This is a genomic window from Nonomuraea sp. KM88, assembly GCF_052245635.1.
GTDB lineage: Bacteria > Actinomycetota > Actinomycetes > Streptosporangiales > Streptosporangiaceae > Nonomuraea.
Genome location: NZ_JBQQCC010000001.1, coordinates 501,733 through 520,868 on the forward strand (window position 1 = coordinate 501,733; position 19,136 = coordinate 520,868).

15 protein-coding genes are annotated in these 19,136 nt (G+C 71.2%); 5 read left to right on the forward strand and 10 right to left on the reverse strand.

Translation table 11 applies throughout. The features are described from left to right. Nucleotides 1–39: 39 nt before the first annotated feature. The 3 genes from ACTWPV_RS02385 to ACTWPV_RS02395 form a co-directional block, all read right to left on the reverse strand. On the reverse strand, nucleotides 40–855 hold the full coding sequence (locus tag ACTWPV_RS02385) for an SgcJ/EcaC family oxidoreductase (protein WP_443150394.1): 816 nt from the start codon (nucleotides 853–855) through the stop codon (nucleotides 40–42). A 61-nt stretch (nucleotides 856–916) separates the two neighbouring features. Further along, on the reverse strand, nucleotides 917–1,930 hold the full coding sequence (locus tag ACTWPV_RS02390) for a sigma-70 family RNA polymerase sigma factor (RefSeq protein WP_443150395.1): 1,014 nt from the start codon (nucleotides 1,928–1,930) through the stop codon (nucleotides 917–919). Between the two features lie 92 nt (nucleotides 1,931–2,022). Beyond that, entirely contained in the window at nucleotides 2,023–4,008 is a 1,986-nt protein-coding gene (locus ACTWPV_RS02395) for a M48 family metalloprotease (RefSeq protein ID WP_443150396.1), read from the reverse strand. Between the two features lie 80 nt (nucleotides 4,009–4,088). Between ACTWPV_RS02395 and ACTWPV_RS02400 the strand changes: the two genes are divergently transcribed. Then, the gene (locus tag ACTWPV_RS02400) at nucleotides 4,089–5,309 is read left to right on the forward strand and encodes a deoxyguanosinetriphosphate triphosphohydrolase (protein ID WP_443150397.1); all 1,221 of its coding nucleotides are present in this window, start codon (nucleotides 4,089–4,091) and stop codon (nucleotides 5,307–5,309) included. Nucleotides 5,310–5,386: 77 nt separating this feature from the next. After that, a complete protein-coding gene (locus tag ACTWPV_RS02405) occupies nucleotides 5,387–6,544 on the forward strand; it encodes an NAD(P)/FAD-dependent oxidoreductase (protein ID WP_347641841.1) in 1,158 nt (385 codons plus the stop codon). On the opposite strand, the gene ACTWPV_RS02410 is transcribed toward ACTWPV_RS02405, so the two are convergent. After that, nucleotides 6,534–7,430 carry a M23 family metallopeptidase gene (locus ACTWPV_RS02410; protein ID WP_443150886.1) on the reverse strand — a complete coding sequence of 299 codons (897 nt, stop codon included), beginning with the start codon at nucleotides 7,428–7,430 and terminating at the stop codon, nucleotides 6,534–6,536. The two genes, ACTWPV_RS02405 and ACTWPV_RS02410, sit on opposite strands and share 11 nt — an antisense overlap. A 182-nt stretch (nucleotides 7,431–7,612) precedes the next feature. On the opposite strand from ACTWPV_RS02410, the gene dnaG reads away from it, so the two are divergent. After that, the gene (gene dnaG, locus ACTWPV_RS02415) at nucleotides 7,613–10,414 is read left to right on the forward strand and encodes a DNA primase (RefSeq protein ID WP_443150398.1); all 2,802 of its coding nucleotides are present in this window, start codon (nucleotides 7,613–7,615) and stop codon (nucleotides 10,412–10,414) included. Between the two features lie 423 nt (nucleotides 10,415–10,837). After that, entirely contained in the window at nucleotides 10,838–11,941 is a 1,104-nt protein-coding gene (gene rpoD, locus ACTWPV_RS02420) for an RNA polymerase sigma factor RpoD (RefSeq protein ID WP_425465103.1), read from the forward strand. Nucleotides 11,942–12,005: 64 nt separating this feature from the next. Here rpoD and ACTWPV_RS02425 read toward each other — a convergent pair whose 3' ends face one another. Genes ACTWPV_RS02425 through ACTWPV_RS02450 form a run of 6 tightly spaced genes read right to left on the reverse strand, consistent with a single transcriptional unit; the run spans nucleotide 12,006 to nucleotide 18,926 of the window. After that, the gene (locus tag ACTWPV_RS02425) at nucleotides 12,006–12,812 is read right to left on the reverse strand and encodes a transporter substrate-binding domain-containing protein (protein ID WP_443150399.1); all 807 of its coding nucleotides are present in this window, start codon (nucleotides 12,810–12,812) and stop codon (nucleotides 12,006–12,008) included. Beyond that, a complete protein-coding gene (locus ACTWPV_RS02430) occupies nucleotides 12,809–14,170 on the reverse strand; it encodes a hypothetical protein (protein WP_443150400.1) in 1,362 nt (453 codons plus the stop codon). The genes ACTWPV_RS02425 and ACTWPV_RS02430 overlap by 4 nt, the downstream gene beginning before the upstream one ends. Then, nucleotides 14,167–14,850 (reverse strand): FHA domain-containing protein, encoded by a 684-nt coding sequence (locus tag ACTWPV_RS02435; RefSeq protein WP_443150401.1) that lies wholly within the window; start codon nucleotides 14,848–14,850, stop codon nucleotides 14,167–14,169. The genes ACTWPV_RS02430 and ACTWPV_RS02435 overlap by 4 nt, the downstream gene beginning before the upstream one ends. Further along, entirely contained in the window at nucleotides 14,850–16,139 is a 1,290-nt protein-coding gene (locus tag ACTWPV_RS02440) for a vWA domain-containing protein (RefSeq protein WP_347641847.1), read from the reverse strand. Before ACTWPV_RS02440 ends, ACTWPV_RS02435 begins: the two co-directional genes overlap by 1 nt. After that, complete coding sequence (locus tag ACTWPV_RS02445) at nucleotides 16,132–16,989, reverse strand: PP2C family serine/threonine-protein phosphatase (RefSeq protein ID WP_443150402.1); 858 nt, start codon at nucleotides 16,987–16,989, stop codon at nucleotides 16,132–16,134. The genes ACTWPV_RS02440 and ACTWPV_RS02445 overlap by 8 nt, the downstream gene beginning before the upstream one ends. Next, the gene (locus ACTWPV_RS02450) at nucleotides 16,986–18,926 is read right to left on the reverse strand and encodes a tetratricopeptide repeat protein (RefSeq protein ID WP_443150403.1); all 1,941 of its coding nucleotides are present in this window, start codon (nucleotides 18,924–18,926) and stop codon (nucleotides 16,986–16,988) included. The genes ACTWPV_RS02445 and ACTWPV_RS02450 overlap by 4 nt, the downstream gene beginning before the upstream one ends. On the opposite strand from ACTWPV_RS02450, the gene ACTWPV_RS02455 reads away from it, so the two are divergent. Continuing rightward, on the forward strand, nucleotides 18,913–19,110 hold the full coding sequence (locus tag ACTWPV_RS02455; RefSeq protein ID WP_347641850.1) for a hypothetical protein: 198 nt from the start codon (nucleotides 18,913–18,915) through the stop codon (nucleotides 19,108–19,110). The genes ACTWPV_RS02450 and ACTWPV_RS02455 overlap by 14 nt on opposite strands. Nucleotides 19,111–19,136: the final 26 nt, after the last annotated feature.

Here is a 19,136-nt window from a genome sequence, read left to right on the forward strand (position 1 = left end):
GGGCCGGGCGCCCGCCGGCACCGTCACCGGCGTCAGCGATCACGTACGGCGTTCGCCGGTGTCGTCATCCAGCGGGAACGACAGGTGCTGGTGCACCATCAGCCACGCGCCGTCACGCCGCTCGAACACGCGGGTGCCGCGCGACCACATGTCGGACGCCTGCCCGTCCCTGCCGGTGACGCGGACGTGGTTGAAGCCCCAGGCCACGGCGAGATCCTCGTTCACCAGAATCCTCAGACCGGGCACGTCCAGGGTGACGTCCGCCTCGCCGGCGGCGTCCAGGCCCCGCGCGCACACCTCGCGCACCGCTTCGGCGCCGGCGTACTCGAAAGGCGCCTCGTGCTCGTAGGAGACCACGTCGTCGGCGACGAAGGCCATCATGCCGTCCAAGTCCTTGGCGGCGGTGCTCGCGTACCAGCGTTCGTGCACCCGGCGCACCTCCTCCTCCCTCGCACCGCGATCCGCGATCGGGAACGAGTGGTGCTCGTGGGCGACGACCCAGCGGCCGCGCTCCTTGCGCAGGCCGAGCGTCAGCCGCAGCCGGTGTCCGGGGTCGGCCGCCAGCGCCCCGGGAGTGCCGCAGCGCAGCAGCGCGAAGGCGAAGGCGACGCCGGAGCCGGCGGTGACCTCCAGGCTCTCGATCTCGAACACGGCCCCCTGCTCCTGCCAGGCGAAGAAGCCCGGCCACGTCTCACGGTAGGCCGCGATGCCGCGGACGCCCTCGTACGGCGGGGGCACGTCGAACATCACGACGTCATCGGCGTGATCCGCGAGCACGGCGTCCATGTCGCCGGCATGCACGGCCTCGGCCCAGTGCCGGATCAGCGCGCGGATCTGCTCCTCGTCGGTGGCCATGGTCGTGGTCCTTCCAGGTCGATGGTCCCTTCGGAACTACAACCCGCGCCGGGCCCGGAAATCATCGCGGCAGCTCCGCGGGCAGGCCGAAGGCCGCGAAATCGGCCTGGAGGAACGAGACGACCTCGGCGATCCGCGTGCCCCGGACGGCCAGCAGATCCAGGCCGGCCGGGACGTACGCGGCCCGCTCGTCGTCCCACATGTACGTGCCGAAGGCGAGCTGCCCGTTCGCCCGCGCCGGCAGGAAGCGCCAGCGGCCGGTCAGCGGACCCTCCGTCAGGAAGCGGCGGATCTCGTCGCGGCCCTGGTACCAGTGCGGGAGCGGCGGCATCGAGTATTTCGCGTCCTCGGTCAGCAGAGCCACGATGACGTCGGCGTCGCCGGCCTCCCACGCGTCGGCGTAACGGCGGGCCAGCTCTCGCTGCCCGGGCTCGCCGAGCGCGTCGAACGTCCCTCGCCGACCGGCCTCAGGAAGCAGCTCGGCGAGCATCTTGCGGGCCCGCTGCAGGGCGCTGTTGACCGCGGCGACCGTGGTGTCCAGCTGGCCGGCGGCCTCGGCGGCGGCGTACCCGAGGACGTCGCGCAGCAGCAAAACAGCCCGCTGCCGGGGCGACAGGTGCTGCAGGACCGCGACGAAGGCCAGCTCCACGCTTTCCCGCGCCACCGCGCGCGCCTCGGGGCCCAGCTCCTCCGTCCAGCCCATCAGCCGGTCAGGATACGGTTCCAGCCATGCCACCTCGGCCACCGGCGCGCCCCCGGGGGTCAGGTCGGCGGGCAGCTCGCGCCGCCCCCGCCGCTCGATCAGCGTCAGCGCCCGATTCGTTGCGATCTTGTACAGCCACGCCCTGAACGATCCCCGGTCCTCGAACCGGCCCAAACTCCGCCAGGCCCGGTCCAAAGTGTCCTGAACCGCGTCCTCGGCGTCGTGCAGCGATCCCAGCATCCGGTAGCAGTGCGCGCGCAGCTCGTCCTGGAACGGCCCGACCAGGACGCCGAACGCGTCGTGGTCGCCCGCCCGGGCCGCAGCCAGCAGCGCCACCGCCTCGCCGTGCCGCTCCGCCGGGGTCCCTGCCATCTGCCGTCCATGGTTCATCGCCGGCCCGTCTCCAGTCACGCTACCTCTGACGTGGCCAAGGCCGATCGCCCGTACGGGAAACGGCCAAGACCTTAACGGGGGGCGTCCGGGTTCGGGTCGCCCAACGTGTGCGGCACCGGCTCTTCCTCCGAGAACAACCAGGAGTCTCCGGAGGTGTCCGTGACTGCGGGGCCGGGCTTGTGAGCCGCGGGTTCCGGGGCGGCCGGTCCCCAGGCGTCCGGGGTCGCGGGTTCCGGGGGGTGGGGGACGGCGGGGTCCGAGGCGGGCGGGGGGACGGGTCCTGAGAAGTGAGGGGACTGGTCCTCCTGGGCGGGGGGAGCCGATTGTCCCGGGAAGGGCGGCGCGAGCGGCCCCGGAGCGTGCGGGCCCGGGATCCCAGGAGCGGGTCCCGCACCGGGTCCCGCACCGGAGGGAGGTCCCGCGGTGGGGCCGGGGGTGGGTCCCGCGGTGGGTCCCGCGGTGGGGCCCGCGGTGGGGCCGGGAGGGGGTCCCGCGACAGGTCCCGGAGGGGGGCCCGCGGTGAGGGCCGCGGCGGGGCCGGAGGGGGGTCCCGGGGCGGGCAGGGCGCCCGGCGGTGGCGGTTGCTCGACGGGGACGTAGTCGTGGCGCATGCCGTGGTCGCCCAGCCATTGCCGCAGCCCGCCCACCGCTGACGGATCGGCCGCCACCCGGGCCGCGTACTCCGCCAACGCCACCTCCTCCCCGTCGTCGAAGAGCAGCCGCGCGGGCCCCGACCAGGACAGCGTCCACTTGGCCTCGCCGAGCTGGATCATGACGGCTTCCAGCGCCTGCCCGAGCACCCCGGCCAGCAGGGTGTCCGACGGGTTCCAGCCCAGCTCGCGCAGCTTGTACTCGAGCTCCGCCTGCCGCCCCCGCGCGATCGCCTCGAAGGCGGCGTCCAGGTACGGCCGTGACGCCCCCATCACCTGCTGCCCGGCCAGGGCCAGGTCGCGCAGGGCGTCGGCGTTGCGGGTGGCGTACATGCCGTGCGCGACGAGCTCCTCCCACGAGACCGCCCGCAGCGTCAGCAGCGCCTCGGACGACCACATGGACTGCTCGACCGCCTGCACGGCCACGTTCGGGTCGCGCAGCAGGGTGAGGGCCGAGCGGGGGTCGGGCACCTGCTGCGGCTCCGGCAGGCGCTCGATGGCGGCCAGGCGGTCGGCCAGGCTCGGGTGGGAGTCGTACGGGGAGACCTCCTCGGGCTGATCGCTCAGCCTGGCCAGCTCGGCCTGCCGTTCGGCGTCGCTCATGAAGGCGTGGAAGCCGCCGAACACCGACGCGGGCCTGGTGCCGCCCGCGCCCGTCATCGACAGGTACGCGTTGACGTACAGGTCCCAGCCGATCGCGGTGGTGTGGATCTTGTGCAGGGCGCCCGCCATGGACTGCCGGCCGCCGATCGCGACGGCGAACTGGTCGGCCTCCAGCTCCTGCCTGCGCGAGACGGCCTGCGACACCCGCAGGTAGAGCTTGGCGTACCAGGTGAACAGGCGCTGGACGAACGGGTGGTTGCGCAGGCCCTGCACGGTGGCGATCAGCGAGACGCGCCCGCGGTAGACGGGCGCGCCCAGCCGCGTGTGGGCGCCGCTGTAGTGGCCGAGCTCGTGCCCGAGCACCGCGCGCAGCTCGTCCACGGTGAGCGTCTGCAGCAGCGGCAGCCCGACGAACATGCGCCGCCGCGTCGCCTTCATGCCCAGGAACCGCGTGTCCTCCGAGACTGCCGCGTTCACCTCGGCCACCAGCCGGATCTCGTCGGGGGGCGCGGTGCGTACGCGCTGGGCGAGCTCCTCGACCGTCTGCCACAACACCGGCTCGTCCTCGCGCGTGACCGGGACGCCGGGCTGCTCGCCGCTCCGGCGGCGGCTCACCATGATCAGGGCCCGGACCAGCGCGAGCGCGGCCAGGGTCAGCACGGCCGCGAACTTGATGAGGTTGACGTGGAAGTCGACCACTAAGAGGACGTCGAAGAAGACCGCCGCGGCGAGGATCAGACCGACCAGAACGTAGAAGCCGGCGAGCAGGGTGAAAGCCAGCACCGCTCGGAACGCTGTCGTCATGGGGGAGGGCTCCCGGGGAAGGGGTACTCGCGAGGCTCGACACTAGCGGAGACGGGAAACTGGATAAAATCGCTGCACCGATGTCGTACTACGACCAACTCGACCAGGACCGATGGGTTCCGGAACCTCCCGGCAATCCGGATCGCTCGGCGTTCGAGCGTGACAGGGCCCGCGTGCTGCACAGCGCGGCGCTGCGCAGGCTCGCCGCGAAGACGCAGGTCGTCGGGCCCGGCGAGACGTTCGGCGGCGGCCAGCACATCCCGCGCACCCGGCTGACCCACTCGCTCGAATGCGCCCAGGTGGGCAGGGAGATGGGCGCCACCCTCGGCGTCGACCCCGACCTCGTGGAGACCGCCTGCCTGGCGCACGACCTGGGGCATCCGCCGTTCGGGCACAACGGGGAGGTGGCGCTCAACGCGCTGGCGGAGTCGTGCGGCGGCTTCGAGGGCAACGCGCAGAGCCTGCGCCTGCTCACCAGGCTCGAGGCCAAGGTGCTCACCGAGGACGGCAGGAGCGCCGGTCTCAACCTGACCCGGGCGGCACTGGACGCCTCGATCAAGTACCCATGGACGTGTGACAAGTCTCCCAAATTCGGCGTCTACGACGACGACCTTCCCGTGTTCGAGTGGATCAGGGAGGGCGCGCCGGACGGGCGGGTGAGCTTCGAGGCGCAGATCATGGACTGGGCCGACGACGTCGCCTACTCCGTCCACGACCTCGAGGACGCCCTGCACCTCGGCCATGTCACGCCAGAAGCGCTCCTGTCCGCCGAGGAGCGCAGGCAGGTGTGCGAGATCACCCGCACCTGGTACGCCCCCGGCGCCGACCTGAACGAGCTGGAGGCCGTCTTCGCCAGGCTGATCACGGATCCGCTCTGGCCCCGCAGCTTCACGGGCACGCTCGCCGACCTGGCCGGCCTCAAAGCCCTCACCAGCGGTCTCATCGGCCGCTTCTGCCGCTCCGCGCAGGCCGCCACCAAGGAGGTGTACGGCAGCCGCCACCGCGCCGACCTCGTCGTGCCGCCCGCCACGCGGCTGGAGTGCGCGCTGCTCAAGGGCGTCGTCGCCCACTACGTCATGACCACGAAGGACCACCACGCCAACCAGGCCAGGCAGCGCGACCTCATCACCGAACTGGCCGCGCTGATCACCAGCGGCGCGCCCGGCACGCTGGAGCCCGCCTTCCGGCCCGCGTACCAGGAGGCCCCGGACGGCGCGGCCCGCGTCAGGGTCGTGATCGACCAGATCGCCTCGCTCACCGACACCTCGGCGGTGGCCTGGCACAGGAGGCTCGCCCGGTGACCGGGCTTCGCCGATGAGCCGGGCCACCTGACCCGACCCGCTTCCCCCGGCGACCCCGGCGGGCGGATACTGCGCTCATGGCCACATTTGTGATCGCCGGCGCCGGGCTGGCAGGAGCCAAGGCCGCGCAGGCCCTGCGCGAGGAGGGCTTCGACGGCGAGATCGTGCTGATCGGCGCGGAGGCCGAGCGGCCCTACGAGAGACCGCCCCTGTCCAAGGACTACCTGAGCGGCAGGAGCGAACGAGACCAGATCTACGTCCACCCGCCGGAGTGGTACGCCGACAACGACGTCGACCTGCGGCTGGGCCGGCGGGTCACCCGCATCGAGCCCGGCCACCACCTGGTCAGGCTCAGTGACGGGTCGCGGCAGCCGTACGACAAGCTGCTCCTCGCGACCGGCTCCGTGCCCAGGCGCCTGCCGGGACCCGGCTACTACCTGCGCACCGTCCAGGACAGCGACGCGCTCAGGGAACGTTTCGCCGCCGGCGCCAAGGTGCTCGTCGTCGGCGCGTCCTGGATCGGGCTCGAGACCGCGGCGGCGGCCCGCACGGCCGGCTGCGAGGTCACCGTCGTCGAGCCCGAGCCCACCGCTCTCAACCGGGCGCTCGGCCCCGAACTGGGTGACCTGTTCGCCCGCCTGCACGCCCGCAAGGGGGTGCACCTGCGCTTCGGCACCGCCGCCGCGGAGATCACCGACACCGGCGTGCGGCTCAGCTCGGGCGAGCGGCTCGCGGCCGACCTCGTCGTCGTCGGCATCGGCGCCGCCCCCGAGGTCTGGCTCGCCCGCGACGCCGGTCTCGAGGTCGGGCAGGGCATCCTCACGGACGCCGCCCTGCGCACCTCGCACCCGGACGTGTTCGCCGCCGGCGACGTGGCCGAGCACTTCCATCCCGTGTACGGCCGCCGCGTGCGCGTCGAACACTGGGCCAACGCCCTGCACGGCGGCCCCGCCGCCGCGCGGTCGATGCTCGGCCAGGACGTCACCTACGACCCGATCCCGTACTTCTACACCGACCAGTACGAGCTCGGCATGGAGTTCTCCGGCGACATCGAGGGCTACGACGAGATCGTCTACCGCGGCGACCCGGACAAGCTGGAGTTCATCGCCTACTGGTTGCGCGGCGGACGCGTGATCGCCGGGATGAACGTCAACGTCTGGGACGTCGTGGACGACATCCAGGCCCTCATCAGGTCGGGCGCCGTCGTCGACCAGAAGGAACTGCCTACGGGGTGACGCTGACCACGCCGCCGTCACCGTCGTCATCGGCGGACGGCGGCTCGCTCCTGGCCGCCTGCGGCGTCGTCTTCGGCTTCTTCGGCTGCTTCGACGCGCACAACACGGTGCAGCGCGGCGTCTCCCCGAGCTTCGCGCGCAGTTTCAGCGTCTCCTCCCTGGGGGAGAGCGTGCGGTTGCCCGTACGCCAGGCGTCGAGGTAGTCCCACGGCTTGACCATGCCCCTGCGCACCCACCAGAACGTCGAGCCGGTCTTCCACGAGATCGCGAAATAGAGGTTGGTGGCGGTGTCCCGGGCGTTGCCCGACCTGCCCACCCGGCCGAGCAGCCGGCCGGCCTTGACGCGGACGCCCGGCCTGATGCCGTCGGCCACCGTGTCGAGGTGCCCGCCGAGGTAGCGCACGCCGTCGTCGCCGATGATCGTGACGAACCTGCCCTCGCGGTCGGCGCCCGCGTCCGTGGACGGGCGCCACCGGTTCCTGGTGTTGACCTCGTCCACGACGCCGGCGACGGGCGCCACGAACGCGCACCCCTCCTGCGCCCAGATCGTCGTCTTGGGCAGCACGAGCAGCTTGCGCGAGTAGGTGACCTCGCAGCCCTTGACAGGGAACGTGTAGGTGTATTTCGACAACTTCGGCGGCGGCACCCTGACCGGGTCGTCGCCCTCGGGCGGCTCCACGCCGGCCTGCTTGCCGCCCTGCTTCCCGGCGGTCGGCGTCGGGTCCGCCGGTGAGGCGGCCGTGCCCGCTCCGGTCGCCGGGCCGGAGGGTACGGCGGAGCGCAGGGTGGCGCCGACGCCGGCCAGCCCGGTCGCCTGGCTGCAGGCGCCGGTCAGCAGCACGGCGCCCATGACGGCCGCCCATCGCGCGATATGACCCGATTGCATGGTCTCCACCCGTGTCACCGTTTCCCTACGACCTTTACCTTTGTAGCCGACCAGGGGTCCGCGTACAGCGGCTTTCCTGCTTTAGCAACCCACAGGTAATGCCCCTCTTCCCCCAGCCGCACGCGCCAGGGTGCGCACCGCGGGGGCGGGAACCGTCGGCGGGGCGGAATAGACTCACGGGCGTGGCTGGCCGGATCCGTGATGTCGACATCGCGCTCGTTCGCGAGCGCTCCCCCATCGCCGACGTGATCGGCGAGCACATCCAGTTGCGCAACGCCGGAGGCGGCAACCTCAAGGGGCTGTGCCCGTTCCACGACGAGAAGAGCCCGTCGTTCAACGTCACCCCCGAGCGCGGGATGTTCTACTGTCTGGCGGCGGAGACCAGGGTCATGACCTGGGAGGGTGTGCGTCCGATCGCTGAGCTCGCGGGCGGGACGCATCGGGTGCTCGCGTCCGACGGCACGTGGGTGGACGCGCCCTTCATGTCATTCGGCGTCCAGCCGCTCATGAAGATCGTCTTGAGCCGCAACGGGCAGCGAAAGGAGATCTTCGCCACCCCCGAGCACCGTTGGTTCGTACGATCTGGACGACATCAGGACAAACGCGCCGAGGTCATCACCAAAGACTTGAAGCGGCGTCATCGGCTGGTCTCGGTGTTCCCGGGCACCCGCATCAAGCGCACGACGCCGTCGCCCTTCGGCATAGCGCACGGGATCACCTTCGGTGACGGTACACGAGCGGCCACGGGGAGCAGAGCAACGCTCGACGCCGTCAAGGATGCCCAACTGCTCAAGTGGTTCCCGCTCAGCTACGTGACGGAAAGCGTGGGAGGGTTGTCGGGAAAGAGCAGGCAGCTCCTGGTCCATCACCTGCCGAAGTTCTTCAAGGAGCTTCCCTCGCTCGACGAGTCCGTGCCCTATCTGTACGGCTGGCTCGCGGGCTACGTGGCCGCTGACGGACATGTCGCCAAAGACGGCACGGTCATGTTGCACTGCGCGGACAAGGCGACCCTGGAGTTCGTCCGAGCTGCGTGCACCAAGCTCGGGATCGGCACGTACGGCGTCACCGAGCAGGTCAGAGAGGGCTTCCCGGGAAGGGAGCCCAGTTCGATCTTCCGTGTGCACTTCATCAATGATGATCTCACCGAAGACTTTTTCCTGGTCGACGAGCACCGGTTGCGGTTCACCGGCACAACGAAGGCGTTTGCGCGGCGCGGTTGGGTGGTGCAGTCCGTCGAGGAGACCGATCGGGTTGAGGAAGTCTTCTGCGCCACTGTCGACCATGGGCATGCGTTTGTCCTGGAAGACAATATTTTGACCGGGAACTGCTTCGGTTGCAGCGAGGGCGGCGACGTGATCACGTTCGTCGAGAAGATCGAGCACCTGCCCTTCAGCGAGGCGGTCGAGCGGCTGGCACAGCGGGCCGGCATCCAGCTGCAGTACGAGCAGGGCGGCTACGTCCCGAGGCGCGACCACGGCGAGCGGGCCAGGCTGGTCGAGGCGCACCGGGCGGCGGCCGAGTTCTACGCCGACAAGCTGCTGAGCCCCGACGCGGCGGCCGGGCGGCGGTTCCTGTCGGAGCGGGGGTTCGAGCGGGCCGACGCCGAGACCTTCGGGGTGGGATACGCGCCGGCCGAGTGGGAGGCGCTCGTCCGCCATCTCATGGGGCGCGGGTTCTCGGCCGACGAGCTGGTCAAGGGCGGGCTGGCCAAGGAGGGGCGGCGGGGGCCGATCGACCGGTTCCGCGGGCGGCTGATCTGGCCCATCAGGGACGCCACGGGCGACGTGATCGGTTTCGGCGCGCGGAAGCTGCTCGATTCCGACGATGGCCCGAAATATCTGAATACGCCTGACTCGCCGCTTTACAAGAAGAGCCAGGTGCTTTACGGCATCGATCTCGCGAAACGGGAGATCTCCAAGCGGTCCCAAGCGGTGATCGTCGAGGGCTACACCGACGTGATGGCCTGCCATCTGGCCGGCGTGCCGACCGCCGTGGCCACCTGCGGCACCTCGTTCGGCGAGGAGCACATCAAGATCCTGCGCCGGTTCCTGCTCGACCAGGCCGAGTTCCGGGGTGAGGTTATCTTCACCTTCGACGGTGACGCGGCGGGGCAGAAGGCGGCGCTGCGGGCGTTCGCCGACGAGCAGAAGTTCGTCACCCAGACCTACGTGGCGGTGCAGGCCGACGGGCTCGACCCGTGCGACCTGCGGGTCAAGCAGGGCGACGCGGCCGTGCGCGATCTGATCGCGAGCAGGGAGCCGCTGTTCCAGTTCGCGATCAGGAGCACGATCTCGCGCTATGACCTGCGCAGCAACGAGGGCAAGATCGCCGCTCTCGACGCGGCCGCCCCGATCGTGGCCGGCATCAAGGACGTGGGGCTGCGCAAGCGCTACGCCATCGACCTCGACCGGTGGCTGGGTTTCATGGACGAGCGGTTCGTCATGCAGCGCATCTCCGAGGTGTCGGGCGCGCAGCAGGGCCGCGGCCGGCGGATGCCCAGGGCGGCGCCCGCCGATCCCAGCGTGCGGGTCGAGGGCGAGCTGCTCAAGCTGGCCGTGCAGCGGCCGGCGTTGCTGGGGCCGCGCTTCGACGCGCTCGACGCGCGGGCGTTCACCACTCCCGACCACGCGATGGTGCACAAGGTGATCGCCGCCGCCGGAGGCGTCGCCGCGGCGGGGCACGGCGGGCGGGAGTGGGTCGACCTGCTGCTCGAGCACGCTCACGAGGAGGGCGCCAGGGCGCTCGTGACCCGGTTCGCGGTGGAGGCGATCCAGACGGACGCGCACACCGAGGAGCGCTATGCCGGCGACATCATGGCGGCGGTCGAGGCCATGCCGGTCGATCGGGCCATCGCGCAGGTGAAGTCCCGGATCCAGCGGCTCAACCCGGTGGAGGAGCAGCAGGAGTACAACAAGCTGTTCGGGGAGCTGGTGGCGCTGGAGCAGCAGCGCAGGGTCCTGCGCGACCGGCTCGCGGGCAGCTGACCAGGCCACCTGAACGGCGGCGGCCTGTTGAGCGCGCGGGAGAGCGGGGAACGCCTCGCTCCCGTCACGGGACGGCTGGGGTAGATAACGGTTCGGCTGCGATCGCCGGCTGGAATACCGGGCGGTTGACAGGGGAATGTGGCGCGGTCCAATCCGCGGCGGGGCGCGGCGGGCGGCGTTTCGGGGCAGCGGAAGAGGTGCGTCCGGCTGGCGGCGTCGCCGGGCGCGTGAATCCAGAGCGCGTAATTGACTTTACTTTCCTGATCAAACTCGGCCTAAACCTTTAGGCGATCTCAATTCGGTAAGGACGGCGGCCTTACCTTCGGTGACAAAAATGGGTCTGCCATTTGATGGAACCAATACTGCAGACTGTCTCCCGTGGGTGCATCGGTGCTGCCAAGCGGACCGCCATCGGTAGATCAGGTGGCGGACCTCGTCGCGAAAGGAAGGGAGCGCGGGAGCGTAACCGTCGATGACGTCGCAGCCGCGCTTGACCGATCCGAGTTGCCGTCCGACGCGCTGGAACGCGTCGTGCGGATGCTCGCCGAGAATGGCGTGGAGGTCCTCGAGCCCCAGGGCGACGAGGAGCCTGCCCGCGCCGATGAGGAAGACGTAGGCAAGCGGGCGCCGACCAGCGATCTCGTCCGTATCTATCTACGGGAGATCGGCCGCGTCCCGTTGCTGACCGCCGAGGAGGAGGTGGAGCTCGCCAAGTCGATCGAAGCCGGTCTGTTCGCCGAGGACAGGCTGGCCAACGGGGTCTCGCGTCTGGCCTTCCCGGAGCTCAGGGAGCTCGTCTGGCAGGGCACCCGGGCCAAACAGCGGCTCATCGAAGCCAACCTCAGGCTCGTGGTGTCGATCGCCAAGCGGTACGTGGGCCGCGGCATGTTGTTCCTGGACCTGATCCAGGAGGGCAACCTCGGGCTCATTCGAGCGGTCGAGAAGTTCGACTACACGAAGGGTTACAAGTTCTCCACCTACGCGACCTGGTGGATCCGGCAGGCGATCACGCGGGCCATCGCCGACCAGGCACGCACCATCCGCATTCCGGTGCACATGGTGGAGACGATCAACAAGCTCGTCCGCGTGCAGCGCCAGCTCCACCAGGACCTCGGCCGCGAGCCGATCCCCGAGGAGATCGCCAAGGAGATGGACCTCCCTGTCGATCGTGTGGTGGAGATCCAGCGCATCGCCCAGGAGCCCGTGTCGCTGCAGTCGCCGATCGGCGAGGAGGATTCCGACCTCGGTGACTTCATCGAGGACGCCGACGCGGTCGTGCCGATGGAGGCCGCGGCCTTCATCATGCTGCAGGACCAGCTCGACGACATCCTGGCCACGTTGTCCGACCGCGAGCAGCGCATCATCCAGCTCCGGTTCGGCCTGGCCGACGGGCATCCGCGCACGCTGGAGGAGGTGGGCAGGGAGTTCGGCGTCACGCGGGAGCGCATCCGGCAGATCGAGTCGAAGACCCTGGCCAAGCTCCGTCATCCGACGCGGGCCCAGATGTTGCGCGACTACCTGGACTGATCCAAGGGAACGGGCCCGGGCGAGCGCGCCCGGGCCCGGCCCATGTCCAGGAGCAGCCCTCTGGTCAGGAGCAGCCCTCGAACTGCGGCACGGCGATCGTGTCGAGGTCCAGCCCCGACGTGGCGAACCACTTCTTCAGCAGCTTCGCGGCGGTGCCGTCCTGGTACATGTCGGTGATCGCCCGGTTGACCGCCTCGCAGGCGGGCACGTCGCCCTTGGGCAGGCCGATGCCCGAGCGCTGCTCGTTGAACTGCGCGTTGGCCAGCCGCAGCCCCGAGCCGTCCTGTGCGGCCAGCCCCGCCAGGATGACGTCGTTGGTGGTGACCGCGTCCACCTGGTTGCTCTTCAGCGCCGCCAGGCACTGCCGGTAGTCGGGGAACGGCACGACCCGCGCCGCCACCTTCCGCTCCTCCACGACGCGCTGGGCCGCGTTCGCGCCCGTGACCTCGCAGATCCGGCGGCCCTCCAGGTCGCGCACGTTCTTGATCGTCTCGTCGGCCCGGGTCAGGATGTCCTGGTACGAGATGTGGTACGGCCCGGCGAACGACACCTTCGCCTTGCGGTCCTGGCTGATCGTGTACGTCGCCACCACCATGTCGGCCCGCCCGTCGACCAGCACGTCGTCGCGGGCGGCCGCCAGCGTGGGCAGGAAGGTGTACTCCTTGTCCAGCTTGCCGGCGACGTAGCGGGCCACGTCGACGTCGAAGCCGTCGAACCGGCCGTCGGGCCCGCGGAACCCGACCAGCGGCAAGTCGGGGCGTACCCCGATGACGATCTCGTCCTTGTCCAGGATCGACTCCTGGTCGCTCATGCCGCAGCCGGTCACGAGGACCGCGGCCACGGCGAGCACCACTGCCAGCGCCCGTTTCACCGGTACTCCTTGAGTCGGGGCCACACTCCGGCGATCACCAGCAGGCCGATCGCGCCGATGGCAAAGGGAAGCAGCAACCACAGGGTGTTCAGCGCGCCCTCGCCCCTGTCGATCGCGCGTTTGAAGACGCCCTGGTGCGTCTCGGCGAGTTCGAGCAGCGCCTCGTCGTAGGCGGTGAACGTGGTGGTGACCGGCCCGAGCCGTTCGGCGACCGCCTCGTTGGCCTGGCCGCCCAGCACCAGCCGGCGGAACTTCACGTCGGCGGCCTGGAAGTCGCGGTAGGCCTCCAGCGCGTCATTGCCCTGCTTGCCGACGAGTTCGGGGCCGAGCAGCCCGAGGAAGTCCTTCGCGCCGGTGGTCACCTTGCGGTGGTAGGTGTCCAGGTTGCCCGCCTCGAAGTAGATGACCGACATCGACTTGTCGAGGTAGGTGTGCTCGTAGGTGTCGGCCCGCTCCTCGTCGAGCAGGTAGCGGCTCTGGTCGCCCTGCATGCTGTTGCTGATCGCGCGCGCCTTGGCCAGGGTCAGCACCGAGTCGAAACCGTCCGACTTGGCGGTGCGCAGCGCCCGCAGGTCCTGGCCGAGCACGCTCACCCCGGACACCAGCACGACAGCCGTGATGACCGTGGCGGCCATCAGCGCGGGCCCGAAGATCCGGCGGAACCGCCGGGCCAGGAAGATCTGCAGCCAGATCAGGCAGCCGATCGCGATCACCCCCGCGACCACCACCGCGTCGCGCACCAGAGGCACCGTGAACGCCTTCTCGTCATAGGTGCGCCGGACGATCGTGCCGTTCTCCAGGGTCAGGTTGTACGCCTGCGGCAGCAGCACCTGGCGCATCAGGTCGGTGGCGTCGCGGTAGGCCCGCACCACCTCGCCCGGCGGCGGTCCTGGCGCGTGCCCGGACCGCTCGTCGAGCAGCAGCGCCTGCCCGGCGAGCCGCTCGTAGCGGCCGAGCGCGTCGAGCACCGACTGCACGGTCCGCCGCTCCGCCGGGTTGTCGCCGGACAGCTCGAACGCCTTCAGCAGCGCCTGGTTGGCGACGGAACGTTGCTGCTCGTAGCGGGTGACCGCGGCCTCGCGCTCCCGGGGATAGCCGTCGCCCATCACCAGGACGTTGGCCACCTGCGCGTCCATGTCGCTCAGCGCCAGGTAGAGCCCGGCGGTGGCGACGACCTGCGGGCCGGCGTCGCGGCCGATGACCTGCAGCCCGTCGCGGGCCGCCGAGCTGCCGACGGCGAGCGCCGCGAACAGCAGCGCCAGCGAGGCGACGGTGATGCCGGAGATGACCCGGATGCGGCCGGGTACGCCGCGCTCCACGGGTAACGGGGTGCCCGGCCGGGCCTGCGCCAGGGTCACGGCGTGCCCTCCCTGAGGGTGATCACGGTCCAGGCGCCCAGGTGGACGCGGTCGCCCGGGCCGATCCTGACCGGCACGTTGACCTGGAGCGGCCTGCCGTTCACCTGCGTGCCGTTGGACGAGCCCGGATCGACCAGCATCCAGGAGCCGTCCGGCTGGGCCAGCAGCACGGCGTGCAGGTGCGAGACGCCCGGGTCCTCCGGCGGGCCGGTGAGGTCGATCTCGGGCGCCAGGTTCCTGGCCTTGCTGCGCCGCCCGATGCGGACCTGCTCGCCGTGCAGCCCGAACGAGCGTTCAGGACAGTACGGCGGGAACGCCACCGCGTCGGCGTCGGGGCCGCCCTCGGCGATGACCTTCTCGTAGTAGGTGCGGTCGGCCGCGGTGACGGCCTCCCAGCGGGTCCCGGTCATGGGGAGCGGGAGGGCGCCGGAGGCGCCGCTGTAGTCGTGGCCGCACACCTCGCAGAACTGTCCGGCCCGCGGCGTCCGGCAGATCGGGCAGGTCTCGGCGCCTGCGCTCCCCTGGGCAGGCGGCTGTGCGGACGGCTGTGCGGACGGCTGTGCGGACGGCTGGGGCGCGGCGGGGGCGGGGGAAGCCGAGGAGGCTCCCGCCATCTGCGTGCCGCACACGTCGCAGTAGTCGTCGGCGCCCGACGGGTGCCCTTGCGGACAGGTCGCCATCAGCTTCCTTCCCTGCGCAGGCGGCTGGTGCGGACGGAGCCGGTGTCCAGCTCGATCGTGTCCTCCTTGTCCACGTTCTTACGCAGCCGGGCCGTACCGGTGGCCGGATCGACCTCGACCACCCGGTCGAGCAGCTTGGCGGTGTCCTCGCGTCCGGACGCGCCGGCCAGGTCTCTGGCCTTGGCCAGGCGGGCCGTCGCGGTTTCGATGTCGCCCATCGCACGGGCGCTGAGCCCGTCCTGGATGAGGTCGTGCAGCTCGGCCTGGCCGGTGTAGTGGGCGACGTTGCCGTTGATCTGGGTGGACAGGGCCAGGTCGTCGGTCCACTGGGCGAGCACGTTGCCGCTGGCCAGGACGTCCTGGGTGTCGGGGTGCACGAGCTTGACCCAGCCCGCCCTGATCTCCTGGCCGATCCGCCCGGGGGGCACCTCGACGCAGATATGGTATTTGCGCTCCTCAGCGCCCCAGGAGCCCGTCGGGTAGTCGCCGGTCAGGGGGTTGACGTCGGCGCGCTTGCCGGTGAGGTCGAGCAGCACCGGGTCGACCTGCTTGACGAACATCAGCCGGGCGGCCTGCGGCACCCACACGCGCAGCGACAGGTCGGCCACGGTCTTGCTCATCGACGCCTGCGTGAGCCGGCGGAAATACTCCGGCAGGTCCGCCTGGTCGCGCACGTAGTCGAACGTGCCGAGCATCGCCTCGGCCACCTTGCGCAGCTCGGCGGGCGCCCAGTCGGCGCCGATCCCGAGGCAGTCGCACACGAACGTGCCGCTCCACGCCGACAACACCGAGGCGAACACGTCGGCGCGCTCGTTGTTCTGGCCGTCGGTCATGAGCAGCGCGTGTTTGATCGCCTGGGGGCGGGTGGACAGCAGGTGCCCGGCCAGCTTCAGCCACTCGCCCATGGCGGTGCCGCCGTACGAGAGCAACCTGTCGACGGCCTTGGCCGCCTCGGCCCTGGTGGCCGGGTTCGCCTGGACCAGGCTCGGCGTTCCGCCACTCGGATAGACGACCTTGGCGCTCCCCGTGCCGGAGACCACCGCGAAGTGGACGCCGTCGCGCAGGGTCTGCACGGCCGTGGCGGCGGCCTGCCTGGCCTCGCGGATCTTGGAGCCGCTCATCGAGCCCGACGTGTCCACGATGATCACTTCGGCGGCCTCCGCGGGGACGGCCTGCGTGGTCAGGCCGCCGGTCGAGCTCACCGTGAGGATGGCGTGCACCTCGCGCCCGTCAAGCGGAAGGTACTTGTTCTGGTCGATGGTCAACGTGAAAGCGGCCTGATCACTCATGTGCTTCTCCTAAGGGGATCACGACAATGGTCACGTTGTCCTGGCCGCCGGAGTCCAGCGCGTGGCGCAACATCTCGCGTGCCAGGTCACGCGGGGTGCCCCCGCGAGGGAAGGCGTAGCCGTCCAGATAGCGCCAGAGGCCGTCGCTGCAGACGAGCAGGTGTCCTGGCCGGCGCGAGGCGAGCGTTCGCACGTTGAGCCGGACGCCGACGGCGTCGGCGCCCAGCCAGGCGGTGATCTCGCCGGTCGGCACGGCGTCGTCCGTGGTCAGCGGGGTCCCGTCGGGGATCCAGTACGCGCGGCTGTCGCCCGCCCAGCCGAGCGTCACGCGGCCCGGCTCGACCACGGCGGAGACGTACGTGCAGGCGGGGGCGTCGTGCACGGAGGTGGCGAGCTTGCTCACCGCCCGCCCGGCCAGGTCGAACGCCTCCTCCGACGACAAGCCCCTGGCCAGCGCGGCCGCCGCGGTCTCGACGGCGACCGCGGACGCCTCGTCGGCCCTGGGCGAGCTGCCCACGCCGTCGCAGACCACGGTCACGGTCGAGCGGCCGGCGGTCAGCAGGGCCATCGCGTCCTCGTTGCGGCTGCGGCGCAGTCCCCTGTCGGTGACGCCCGCGGCGCCGCCGACGAGCACGATCTCGGCGTGGTCCCGCTCGGTGGGCTGGCGAAGGCCGCACCGCTCGCAGTATCCGTCGGAGTCGACCGCCGCGGCGTCGCAGAACGCGCACACCGGGGAGCCGAGCGCGTGGCCGCACGCCTCGCAGTAGACGTCGCCTTCGACCACGGAGGCCTGGCACACCGGGCAGGCGGCGCCCGGCGTGTCGTGCTGGATGGCCTGGGGATCCGTCACACCCACGTCCTCGGTCGTACGGCGTTGGCCTGGTCGATGAGCGCGTGGCGCTCCTGGCGGGAGTCGGCGGCCGCGGCGAGCCTGCGGAAGATGGACTCGATGCGCCTGCGCAACCCCGGCCCGGTGAACGGCGCGCCCGCGAGCTGCCCGTTCGCCGGCGGCTTGTTCGTCTCCAGCCAGGTCAGCGCCGCGCCGAGCAGCTCGGCGGTGAGCAGGTCGCGGCGGCGCGGATCGAGGTCGGCCTGGGCGGCCACCCGCTCGACCGCGCCCGTCAGGTCGGCGGCCGTGAGCCCGCTCAGGTCGGCCCGCCGCACCACCGACGCGGCCAGCGCCACCTGCGCGGGGACCCGGTAGAACGACGTGGGGGGCACCTCGTCCAGCACGCTCATCCGGCCCGTCCTGGCCAGCCCGAACGCCGCGCTCACGTAGGCGTGGTCGGTCCGCCAGACGCACTCGTACCAGGTGGCGGCCGGCTTGCCCGCGTATTCCAGCGCGAAGGCCAGCGCCAGCTTCGGCGCCGGCTCTCCCGGGAGCGCCGACAGGCAGGCGTCGAACATGGACACGGCCACCTGCTCCTGGCGCAGGGCCAGCGCCAGCACTCCGCGGTACCAGATGGGCCGCCAGTCGCCTGGCAGCTCCGCGGCCAGCTCGTCGAGCACGTCGCGCGCCTCGTCCGCCCCGCGCTCGGCCAGCAGCCTGGCGCGCATCAGCTTCGTCTCGGGCGTCTGCGGCATCGCGGCGAGCTGGTCGATCAGCGTCCCGCCGTCGCGGCCGAGCAGCCCGGCCAGCGCTCCGGCGGCCGGGTCGGCCGGATCGACCAGCGGCACGGGTAAGGCCGTCGCGACCGCCGCGGGATCGAGCGGCTCGAACACCTCGTCGTACGTGTCCGACAGCGCCGTCCCCACCGCCGTACGCTCCGGCCCGAACAACGTCGAGAGCGCCGGGTACGGCGTCCCCTCCTCCATGGCGCTGATCTCCCGCAGCACCCCGACGAGCTGCTCCTCCATCTCCCACGCGCTCCGGAACCGGTCGGCGGGATCGGCGGCGGTCGCCTTGCGCAGCAGCCGGGTGAACGACGGATGCCCGCAGTCCACCGGCAGCGGGACCTCCATGTCGTCCCTGGCCGGGCTGAACCCGGGAATCGCCAGGACGGCCAGGGTCCTGGCCACGGTGTAGAGGTCGGAGGCGACCGACGTCGGCCGGGTCTCCAGCTCGGGGGCGTGGTAGCCGACCGTGGCCCACGACGAGCCGGGCGGCGAGCCGATGGGCTGCACCGCGCCCAGGTCGATGAGCTTGAGCCGCTTGCCGACCCTGATCACGTTGGCCGGCTTGAGATCGCAGTAGGCCAGGCCGTGCTCGTGCAGGTAGCCGAACGCGTGCAGGATCTCCCTGCCGTACATGAGGGTCTCGCGCAGCGGCAGGGGGCCCTGGCGGCGCAGCTCGTGCAGGGACTGGCCGCCCACGTACTCCATGACGATGTAGCCGAGGCCGGCCGAGCGCTGGAAGTTGAAGATCTTGACGATGTTGGGGTGGTCGACCGTGGTGAGGAACTTCCGCTCGGCCTCGGCCGCCGCCAGCGCCTCGGCGTCGTTGCTGTTGAGCAGGCCCTTGAGCACGACCCACCGGCCGTCGAGGTTCTCGTCGGAGGCGAGGTAGATCCAGCCGAGCCCGCCGTGCGCCAGGCAGCCGAGCACGCGGTACTGGCCGGCCACCAGGTCGTCCTTGCCCAGCTTGGGGGTGAACGAGAACGCCGTGCGGCAGTGCGGGCAGAACCCGTCCGTCAGGCCCGGCCGGCCGTTCCTGGAGCGGCCCACGGGTTTCCCGCACGCCGTGTTGGCGCAGCGCCTCTTGTTCTCCGGCACCTCGGGGTCGGCCATCACGGCCGTGGCCGGGTCGCGGTAGGGCACCGACGGCAGGTCCGCGATGGTGGCCAGCACGCCGGCCCGCGACCTGCCGCTGCTGCCCGTCGGCCCGCTCATCGACCTGCTCACCGGCTGGGTCACCACCGGAGCGGACGCGGGCCCGGAAGCCGATCCCGGCGCCGGCCCGGCAGGGGACGCCGAAGCCGGCGCCGGCGCGGCCCGCGGCGGGCTCTCGGCGGTGCCGCACAGGTCGCAGTAGCCCTCATCGATCGTTCCCGTGCAGCC

Coding starts and splice junctions, on each gene's coding strand:
- ACTWPV_RS02385 (WP_443150394.1), bottom strand. CDS start 855: ATGGCCACCGACGAGGAGCAGATCCGCGCGCTGATCCGGCACTGGGCC.
- ACTWPV_RS02390 (WP_443150395.1), bottom strand. CDS start 1,930: ATGGCAGGGACCCCGGCGGAGCGGCACGGCGAGGCGGTGGCGCTGCTG.
- ACTWPV_RS02395 (WP_443150396.1), bottom strand. CDS start 4,008: ATGACGACAGCGTTCCGAGCGGTGCTGGCTTTCACCCTGCTCGCCGGC.
- ACTWPV_RS02400 (WP_443150397.1), top strand. CDS start 4,089: ATGTCGTACTACGACCAACTCGACCAGGACCGATGGGTTCCGGAACCT.
- ACTWPV_RS02405 (WP_347641841.1), top strand. CDS start 5,387: ATGGCCACATTTGTGATCGCCGGCGCCGGGCTGGCAGGAGCCAAGGCC.
- ACTWPV_RS02410 (WP_443150886.1), bottom strand. CDS start 7,430: ATGCAATCGGGTCATATCGCGCGATGGGCGGCCGTCATGGGCGCCGTG.
- ACTWPV_RS02435 (WP_443150401.1), bottom strand. CDS start 14,850: ATGGCGACCTGTCCGCAAGGGCACCCGTCGGGCGCCGACGACTACTGC.
- ACTWPV_RS02440 (WP_347641847.1), bottom strand. CDS start 16,139: ATGAGTGATCAGGCCGCTTTCACGTTGACCATCGACCAGAACAAGTAC.
- ACTWPV_RS02455 (WP_347641850.1), top strand. CDS start 18,913: ATGGTGGCCAGCACGCCGGCCCGCGACCTGCCGCTGCTGCCCGTCGGC.